The organism is Pseudomonas sp. F9001, assembly GCF_013385435.1.
Classification (GTDB): Bacteria; Pseudomonadota; Gammaproteobacteria; order Pseudomonadales; family Pseudomonadaceae; genus Aquipseudomonas.
Map to the genome: position 1 here is coordinate 1 of NZ_JACAPX010000060.1, position 9,343 is coordinate 9,343.

8 protein-coding genes are annotated in these 9,343 nt (G+C 62.8%); 5 read left to right on the forward strand and 3 right to left on the reverse strand.

The window, feature by feature from the left end:
- Window positions 1–207: 207 nt before the first annotated feature.
- The 3 genes from HX818_RS30630 to HX818_RS30640 all read right to left on the reverse strand — a co-directional run bounded on the left by HX818_RS30630 (window position 208) and on the right by HX818_RS30640 (window position 2,799).
- Entirely contained in the window at window positions 208–1,221 is a 1,014-nt protein-coding gene (locus HX818_RS30630) for a GNAT family N-acetyltransferase (RefSeq protein ID WP_003209026.1), read from the reverse strand.
- Between the two features lie 66 nt (window positions 1,222–1,287).
- A complete protein-coding gene (locus HX818_RS30635) occupies window positions 1,288–2,076 on the reverse strand; it encodes an ABC transporter substrate-binding protein (protein WP_083853176.1) in 789 nt (262 codons plus the stop codon).
- Window positions 2,077–2,175: 99 nt separating this feature from the next.
- Window positions 2,176–2,799 carry a TetR/AcrR family transcriptional regulator gene (locus HX818_RS30640; protein ID WP_087695088.1) on the reverse strand — a complete coding sequence of 208 codons (624 nt, stop codon included), beginning with the start codon at window positions 2,797–2,799 and terminating at the stop codon, window positions 2,176–2,178.
- 154 nt (window positions 2,800–2,953) lie between these two features.
- Here HX818_RS30640 and HX818_RS30645 point away from each other — a divergent pair, with 154 nt between their 5' ends.
- The 5 genes from HX818_RS30645 to HX818_RS30665 all read left to right on the forward strand — a co-directional run bounded on the left by HX818_RS30645 (window position 2,954) and on the right by HX818_RS30665 (window position 9,236).
- Complete coding sequence (locus HX818_RS30645; RefSeq protein ID WP_177021334.1) at window positions 2,954–4,732, forward strand: acyclic terpene utilization AtuA family protein; 1,779 nt, start codon at window positions 2,954–2,956, stop codon at window positions 4,730–4,732.
- Between the two features lie 12 nt (window positions 4,733–4,744).
- Complete coding sequence (locus HX818_RS30650) at window positions 4,745–5,617, forward strand: SDR family oxidoreductase (protein ID WP_177021335.1); 873 nt, start codon at window positions 4,745–4,747, stop codon at window positions 5,615–5,617.
- 3 nt (window positions 5,618–5,620) lie between these two features.
- Complete coding sequence (atuC, locus tag HX818_RS30655; protein ID WP_177021336.1) at window positions 5,621–7,237, forward strand: geranyl-CoA carboxylase subunit beta; 1,617 nt, start codon at window positions 5,621–5,623, stop codon at window positions 7,235–7,237.
- Between the two features lie 71 nt (window positions 7,238–7,308).
- A complete protein-coding gene (atuD, locus tag HX818_RS30660; RefSeq protein WP_177021337.1) occupies window positions 7,309–8,466 on the forward strand; it encodes a citronellyl-CoA dehydrogenase in 1,158 nt (385 codons plus the stop codon).
- Window positions 8,463–9,236, forward strand: coding sequence for an enoyl-CoA hydratase/isomerase family protein (locus HX818_RS30665; RefSeq protein ID WP_087695083.1), 774 nt, complete (start codon window positions 8,463–8,465; stop codon window positions 9,234–9,236). Before atuD ends, HX818_RS30665 begins: the two co-directional genes overlap by 4 nt.
- Window positions 9,237–9,343 lie beyond the last annotated feature (107 nt).

Genomic DNA, 9,343 nt, shown 5'->3' on the forward strand with positions numbered 1-9,343 from the left:
GCAGGACGCCGGTTTAGCCGCGCCGGGCCATGGATGGCCCGTCGCGGCGGCCCGCGGAGCAATGCCGGAGTGAGGGAACGCCGAGCCCCAGCGAGGCGCCGACAGGCGGGGCAGAGCCCTTTGCTTACTTTGGGGCTTTTCCAAAGTGAGCCGCTGTAAGAGCGGAACCATAAGCGGCCGTAACCTAAATAACGGATATGCCCCCGATCAAACCAACCCACACCGCTCAAAAAACCGCTCCCGCCCCAGAATCATCAACGCCGCCCGCTTATGAGGAAAATCAAACTCCTTCTCACAGTGGAAACACTGATTCTGCATATGCCCAATCATCTTCCCGTTATCCGCCCGAGGCTCAGCCACCACACGCTGCGTACGCGGATCATCGAGAAACAAGTAATGCACCAGCGCCGACAACCAGCTCGCTACCTTGTGCGGACCACGGTGGTGCTCTTCGCCCACCAGCATATGAATCCCGCGATCGTAATCCGCCGCGTCATAAAACGGCGCAATCCGATCCTCCTTCGCCCAATACGCCTCGAAATAAGCAAACGGCTCATCATCGAAACAGCCAATCAACGTCAACGCATGGGGATCCGCTTCCAGCTTGTCCAGATACTCCCGATGCTGTTCCAGGCTGCCGGTTTCCTGCCAGAAATTCGCCACCCGCGCACTGTTCTGCCAACGATTGAAGCGCGCCAGATCAACATCAATCTCCACCGTACGCAGTGAAATCCACGCCCCCAGCCGCGCATCAAACCGCCGATACACCTCGCCCCGCGGCTTCGGCGCACGGGCAGGATGACGCTTGCCGCCGCTGATGATCATCTGCTGCGGATAAGTCCCCGTGAGAGATTGCCCCAGCCACGGTTGCGGCAACTGCCAGAACAACGTGCGCTCGCAATGAAACTGCCCGGCAACCCCGGTCGCCACCAGCAACCCACTGCGCAAGGCATCTTCCGGCGCATGCTCAAGACACCAGACCAGTCGCTGACGCCCGGGCTCCCTGGCAAACAGCCAATAACACGCCGCCCACAACGCACGGGCAGCCGGCACACTGGCGGGCTCCTGCAAATGCACCTGCACCTCATCACCCCGCTCAAGGCGCAGGCGAATCAGCGGCTGGCCCTCAAGGGTGAGGCTCAGGCGGCTATCAGTTTCATCAGCATTCAGGGCGGGTCCCGCCGGCAAGGGCAGCACTGACAGGTCATTCAGATTGGACATGGGATGGGCTCACGAATCGTCGACAGTTCAACAAGTGACGTGAGCCGAGGGCAAAAATTTAGACGATCACGGTACCGGCATTACATCGATGCGGTAAGGCTCGAAGATCTTCAGCAACTGGCCGTTGTCCCTCAGCTGCTTGAGCAGCCCGGCGAACGCCGGCCCCGTGATCGGCGCCTTGGGCCGCAGCAACGCATAGTGGTGGTACACCTGGTCGATCCGCTCGGACACCAGGAACTGCCCCGCCGTATCGGCATTGCGCACCAGGAAATCGCTGAGGTAGGAACGCGTCACCAGGGCAATGTCGGCCCGGCCCCGGGCGACCATCAGCAGGTTGCTGTCGTGGGAATAGGTCAAGGTGGCGTTGAAGTGCTCCGCCATGTACTTGGGGTCGGGGTTGAAGTTGGCGAACGCGTAGTGATAACCGCTGAACACCGCCAGGCGCTTGCCGGTCAGGTCAGCGAAATACGACTGGTCGCGACCGGGCTCCTGCTGGGCCACGAAGATTTCCGCATCCTCCAGGCCCATGTCGACATCGGTGTGGGCAATATCCTGCCAGCCCCACTTGGGGTTTTCGAAGATCGCCATGTCCACCCGACCTTGCTGGAAGTCGCGAAAACGCCGGGGAATCGAGGTGGGTACCAGCACAAACTGGTAGTCGGTTTGCAGGGCGTTCAAGGCTTCCACCAGTTGCGGCAGCAACCCGGTGTCGGCACCCTGCTCCGGGCGCACGGTGTATGGCGGGAAATGCGCAGCACCGACCCTCACCAGTTGGGCGGCCGAGGCAGGCATCAGCCACAGTGCGCCAAGTGCCCATATTGAGAGTCCTGCAGCCAATCGCCAAGGCGAAAACATCAAGGCACACACCGTCGAAAACTTTGATCCCGCTAAGCTAGGCGTTTTTGTCTATCGAGACAACTTTCTGCCACACAATTAATAGCTTGCGCGAAAGGGCTAGTCAGCTTTCAACACCATCAGCAAGGCTTCGTCGGCCAGTTGCTCCAAGGTCATGCTGCCCTGGGCGCGAAACCAGGTGGTGGTCCAGGACAAGGCGCCCGTCAGGAAACGCCGCGTGATAAACACATCGCCCTTGATGTAACCGGCGTTTTTCGCCTCCCCCAGCACCTGCAACCAGATCTCTTCGTAGATATCGCGCAAGGCCAGCACCTGGGCCTGGCCCTCGGCCGACAGGGAACGCCATTCATACACCAGCACCGCCATGGCCTCGCCACTGCCGCCCATGATCGACTGCAATTCGCAACGAATCAGCGCCAGCACCCGCTCGCGCACGTTGCTCGCCTCGGCCAGGGAAGCGCGCATCAGGGCGGTGTTGTAGTGGATGGTTTCCTCCATCACCGCCCGCAGGATTTCGTCCTTGCTCTTGAAGTGATGAAAGATGCTGCCGGACTGGATCCCGACCGCGCCGGCCAGGTCACGCACGGTGGTGCGCTCAAAACCCTTGTTGCGAAACAGGTGGGCCGCGGTTTGCAGCAGCTTGCCACGGGCACTGTCGGGGTCGGTCAATTGGCCGGCGTCGACCATGGTGCGCATCACCCGCAGGGCTTTTTGCTCATCCATGCTGCTCTCCTTAACTTCTGGTTACGTCTTGGGCGGCAATTTAGGCCGTGGCAGCCAACCAAGCAAGCGCTTGGGGCAAAGTTATGACCAGAGTTTACAAACCAAGCGCTTGCTTGGTAGTGTGGGTGCCAGCAAACCAGAGGAAGGACGCCCCATGAACAAGACGGTACGCATCGGCTGCGCCAGCGCCTTCTGGGGCGACACCTGCACCGCCGCTGCGCAGTTGGTGCACGGCGGCACGCTGGATTACCTGGTGTTCGACTACCTGGCGGAAGTCACCCTGTCGATCCTCGCCGGAGCGCGAATGAAAGATCCCCAGGCCGGCTATGCCACGGATTTCGTCGAGGTGCTGACGCCGCTGCTGGCGGATATCCAGCGCCAGGGCATCCGCGTGATCAGCAACGCCGGCGGGATCAACCCCCAGGCCTGCGCCGCCGCGTTGCAGGCGGCCTGCGACCAGGCCCGAATCCCGTTGAAGATCGCCGTACTGCTGGGGGATGACCTGCAACCGCAGTTCAAGCAACTGCACGGCGTCACCGACATGTTCAGCGGCGCGCCCTTGCCGCCGATGTGCGTATCCACCAACGCCTACCTCGGCGCGCCCGGTATCGTGCAGGCGTTGAAGCTGGGCGCCGATATCGTCATCACCGGCCGTGTGGTCGACAGCGCAGTGGTCAGCGCAGCGCTGGTGCATGAATTCGACTGGTCCTGGCAGGACTACGACCGCCTGGCCCAGGCGGCATTGGCCGGGCATATCATCGAATGCGGCGCGCAGTGCACCGGCGGCAACTTCACCGATTGGCGGGAGGTACCGGACTACGAACACATCGGTTTCCCGATTGTGGAGGTCAGTGCCGACGGCCAGTTCACCGTCAGCAAGGTCGAGGGCACCGGCGGACTGATCAGCGAACTGAGCGTCGCCGAGCAACTGCTGTATGAAATCGGCGACCCGCGCGCCTACCTGTTGCCCGACGTGATCTGCGACTTCAGCCAGGTCAAGCTACGGCAACAAAGCAAAAACCGCGTGCACCTGCACGGCGCCAAAGGCCTGCCGCCCACCGACCAGTACAAGGTCAGCGCCACCTACCCGGATGGTTTTCGCTGCACCGCCAGTTGCCTGATCGCCGGGATCGACGCGGTGGCCAAGGCCGAACGGGTCAGCCAGGCGATCATCAACAAGACCTCAGAGCTGTTCAGTCAGCGCGGCTTGGCGCCCTACACCGACATCAACATCGAACTGCTGGGCAGCGAAGCCACCTACGGCCCCCATGCCCAACGCCAGGACTGCCGCGAAGTGGTGGTGAAACTGGCGGTGCGTCACCCCAGCAAACAGGCGCTGCTGCTGTTCGCCCGGGAGATTGCCCAGGCGGCCACCGGCATGGCGCCGGGGCTCACCGGAATCGTCGGCGGGCGACCCACGGTGTACCCGCTGATTCGGTTGTTTTCATTCCTGATCGATAAAAGCGCCTGCCAATTGCACGTCGACTTCCTTGGCGAACGGCATGCCTGCGAATTGCCCGTCACCAAACCGCTGAACACCTCGATCGCATTGATCGACCCGCCCAAACCCCAAGGCCGCGCCGACGCCAACGTGCCGCTGGTCAAGCTGGCCGTGGCCCGCTCCGGCGACAAGGGCAACCACAGCAACATCGGGGTGATCGCCCGCGAGCCCGAGTACCTGCCGTGGATCGCCGAGGCGCTGACGCCCGAAGTGATCGTCGACTGGATGAGCCACGTGCTCGACCCGATCCACGGCCGCGTCGAGCGCTGGTATTTGCCCGGCAGCCACAGCCTGAACTTCCTGCTGGAAAACGCCCTGGGTGGCGGCGGGATTGCCAGCCTGCGCATCGATCCCCAAGGCAAGGCCTTCGCCCAGCAACTGCTGGAAATCCCGATTGCCGTGCCGCAGCACATTGCCGATCAATTCACTTAAAGGACCCGCGCCGTGGCCTTCGACTCGATCTTCAAAGCCGACCTGTTCCAGGGGCAGACCATCATCGTTACCGGCGGCGGCAGTGGCATTGGCCGTTGCACCGCCCACGAGCTGGCAGCCCTCGGCGCCCATGTGATCCTGGTGGGGCGCAAGCCGGAAAAACTGCAAACGGTCGCGGCGGAGGTCAGTGAGGACGGCGGTCGCGCCAGCTGGCAGGCCTGCGATATTCGTGATGAAGAAGCGGTCAAGGCGCTGGTCGGCCAGGTCCTGCAGGAGCACGGCCCGATCCATGGCCTGGTGAACAACGCCGGCGGCCAGTACCCCTCGCCGCTCGCGTCGATCAACCAGAAGGGCTTTGAAACCGTGTTGCGCACCAACCTGGTGGGCGGTTTCCTGATGGCCCGGGAAGTGTTCAACCTGAGCATGAGCAAGCACGGCGGATCCATCGTCAACATGCTCGCCGACATGTGGGGCGGCATGCCCGGCATGGGCCACTCCGGTGCGGCACGTTCGGGCATGGACAACTTCACCAAGACCGCCGCCTTTGAATGGGGTTACGCGGGGGTGCGGGTCAACGCCGTGGCGCCGGGCTGGATTGCCTCCAGCGGCATGGACACCTACGAAGGCGCGTTCAAGGCGGTAATCCCGACCTTGCGCGAACACGTGCCGCTCAAGCGCATCGGCACCGAATCGGAAGTCAGCGCGGCGATTGTGTTCTTGCTCAGCCCCGCCGCCGCGTTCGTCAGCGGCAGCACCTTGCGCATCGACGGCGCCGCCAGCCTGGGCAGCCGCGCCTGGCCGCTGCACAAGGCGCAACCGCCGAGCGTGTCCTTTAATGGTTTCCACCGGGCTTACTTGCCGGATGTGCTCAAGGAGGAGAAATAAGCCATGCCGGTGATCGACTCGCAACTCGACGCCCACAGCCCGCAATTCGCGCAGAACCGCGAAGCGATGCTTACGGGCGTCAATCAATTACGCCAGCTGGAGCAAAACCTGCTGGGCAAGGCCGCCGAAGCCAAGGCCAGGTTCGACAAGCGCGGGCAACTGCTGCCACGGGAACGCCTGAATCTATTGCTCGACCCCGGCGCGCCGTTCCTCGAACTGGCGAGCCTGGCCGGCTACAAACTGCACGATGACAAAGACGGCAGCGCCGCTGGGGGCGGGTTGATCGCCGGCATCGGCTACGTCAGCGGCGTGCGCATGCTGGTGGTGGCCAACAACAGCGCGATCAAGGGCGGGACCATTTCGCCCTCGGGCCTGAAAAAATCCCTGCGCCTGCAACAGATCGCCATGGAAAACAAACTGCCGGTGGTGACGCTGGCAGAAAGCGGCGGCGCCAACCTCAACTACGCCGCCGAGATTTTCGTCGAAGGCGCCCGCAGCTTCGCCAACCAGGCGCGGATGTCGGCCATGGGCTTGCCGCAGATCACCGTGGTGCATGGCTCGGCCACGGCGGGCGGCGCTTATCAGCCGGGTCTTTCGGATTACGTGGTGGTGGTGCGTGGCAAGGCCAAGCTGTTCCTGGCCGGCCCGCCGCTGCTCAAGGCCGCCACCGGCGAAGTCGCCACCGATGAAGAACTGGGCGGCGCCGAGATGCATGCGCAAACCGCCGGCACCGCTGAATACCTGGCGGAAAACGACGCTGACGGCGTGCGCATCGTGCGTGAGATTGTCAGCCTGTTGCCGTGGGATGACCGCTTGCCGCCTGTGCCAAAGCGCGCTTACAGCGAGCCGCTGTACCCGATTGACGAGCTGTTGGGGCTGATCCCCGACGATCCGAAAAAGCCCTACGACGTGCGCGAAATCCTCGCGCGGTTGGCGGACGCTTCCAACTTCCTCGAATTCAAGGGCGAGTTCGACCCGCACACCGTCTGCGGCCACCTGCATATCCAGGGCCGCGCCTGTGGCTTTATCGGCAACAACGGGCCAATCACCCCGAAGGGTGCGAGCAAGGCCGGGCAATTTATCCAGCTGTGCGACCAGAGCCAGACACCGCTGCTGTTCTTCCACAACACCACCGGCTTCATGGTGGGTACCGAGTCGGAACAGCAAGGCGTGATCAAGCACGGCGCGAAGATGATCCAGGCGGTGGCCAATGCCCGGGTGCCGAAACTGACCATCGTCGTCGGCGGCTCCTACGGTGCCGGCAACTATGCGATGTGCGGCCGTGGGCTCGACCCGCGTTTCATCTTCGCCTGGCCCAACAGCCGCACCGCCGTGATGGGCGGCGCCCAGGCGGGCAAGGTGCTGCGGATCGTCACCGAAGCCAAGCAACTGAAAGACGGCCTGGTGCCCGACCCCAAGGTGCTCGACATGCTCGAACAGGTCACCGCACAGAAACTCGACAGCCAGTCCACCGCCCTCTATGGCAGCGCGAACCTGTGGGACGACGGGCTGATTGACCCACGGGATACACGGACCTTGCTCGGGTTTCTGCTGGACATCTGCCACGAGGCCGAGGTGCGGCAACTACAGCCCAACAGCTTTGGTGTGGCGCGGTTTTGATGATCGTTCCCACGCTCCGCGTGGGAATGCAGCCCGGGACGCCCCGCGTCCCCATAGGGAGAACAATAAAAATGATCTTCACCCAGGAACACGAAGCACTGCGTCGCACCGTCCGTGGCTTTGTCGAGCGCGAGATCAACCCGCATGTGGATGAGTGGGAAAAGGCCGGACGCTTTCCGATCCACGAGATCTTCCGCAAGGCCGGCGACCTCGGTTTGCTGGGTATCTCCAAGCCGGAAAAATTCGGTGGCATGGGCCTCGACTACAGCTACTCGATCGTCGCCGCCGAAGAGTTCGGCAGCATTCGCTGCGGCGGCATCCCGATGTCCATCGGCGTGCAGACCGACATGTGCACCCCGGCCCTCGCCCGCTTCGGCTCCGATGAATTGCGCGAAGAATTCCTGCGCCCGGCCATCAGCGGCGAACAGGTGGGCTGCATCGGCGTCTCGGAAACCGGCGCCGGCTCCGACGTGGCCGGGCTGAAAACCCATGCCCGCAAGGACGCCACCGACTACGTGATCAACGGCAGCAAGATGTGGATCACCAACTCACCGAGCGCCGACTTCATCTGCCTGCTGGCCAACACCTCCGACGACAAGCCGCACATCAACAAGTCGCTGATCATGGTGCCGATGAACACCCCCGGCATCAGCGTCAGCCCGCCCCTGGAAAAGCTCGGCATGCACAGCTCGGAAACCGCCCAGGTGTTTTTCGACGATGTGCGCATCCCCCAGCGCAACCGCATCGGCCATGAAGGTGCGGGATTCATGATGCAGATGCTGCAGTTCCAGGAAGAGCGGCTGTTCGGCGCGGCCAATATGGTCAAGGGCCTGGAGTACTGCATCGACAGCACCATCGATTACTGCAAGGAACGCAAGACTTTTGGCAAGGCGCTGATCGACAACCAGGTGATCCACTTCCGCCTGGCCGAACTGTCCACCGAAATCGAATGCCTGCGGGCGCTGGTGTACCAGGCCACCGAGCAGTACATCAAGGGCCAGGACGTGACGCGCCTGGCCTCCATGGCCAAGCTCAAGGCCGGCCGCCTGGGCCGGGAAGTCAGCGACAGTTGCCTGCAATATTGGGGCGGCATGGGGTTCATGTGGGACAACCCGGTGGCCCGGGCTTATCGCGATGTGCGGCTGGTGTCGATTGGTGGTGGGGCGGACGAGATCATGCTGGGGATCATCTGCAAATTGATGGGCACCCTGCCGGGGAAAAAGTCGTGAACACGTTGTTGCTGGAGCCGCATAACGGGGTGCTGCATGTGACCCTCAATCGGCCGGACAGCCGCAATGCCATGAGCCTGGAAATGGTCAACGAACTGCGTGCGGTACTGGCCGATGTGGCTGGGGACAAGAGCGTGCGGGCGTTGGTTATCAGCGGCGCGGGTGGGCATTTTTCGGCCGGTGGCGATGTGAAGGACATGGCTCGCGCGGGAGCCGCGGGAGGCTTGCAGGCGTTGAACCGGGCGTTCGGCACGCTGTTGCAGGAAGTGGAGGCGCTGCCGCAGGTGGTGATTGTGGTGCTTGAGGGTGCCGTGTTGGGCGGCGGGTTTGGGTTGGTGTGTGTCAGTGATGTGGCGATTGCGGATCATCAGGCGCAGTTTGGGTTGCCGGAGACCGGCCTTGGGTTGTTGCCGGCGCAGATTGCCCCGTTCGTGGTGAAGCGTATCGGGCTGACCCAGGCGCGGCGGCTGGCTTTGACGGCGGCGCGGTTTGATGGGGTTGAGGCGCTGCGGTTGGGGTTGGTGCATTTTGTGGAGCACGATCCGCAGGCGTTGGCGGAGCGGCTGGATGAGGTGTTGGGGCAGGTTTTGCGGTGTGCTCCGGGGGCTAATGCGCGGACCAAGGCGTTGCTGCTGGCCAGTGGTGAGCAGGCTTTGGGGCCGTTGTTGGACCAGGCTGCCGAGTGGTTTGCCGAGGCGGTTTGTGGTGAGGAAGGGGTTGAGGGGACTCAGGCGTTTGTGCAGAAGCGCAGGCCGGGGTGGGCGCGATGAATCGGGGGCATATCCGTTATTTTTGTAATGGCGACTATGGGTTCCGCTCTTACAGCGGGTCACTTTTGAAAAGCGCAAAAGTAACCAAAACGCTCTTGCCCCACCAC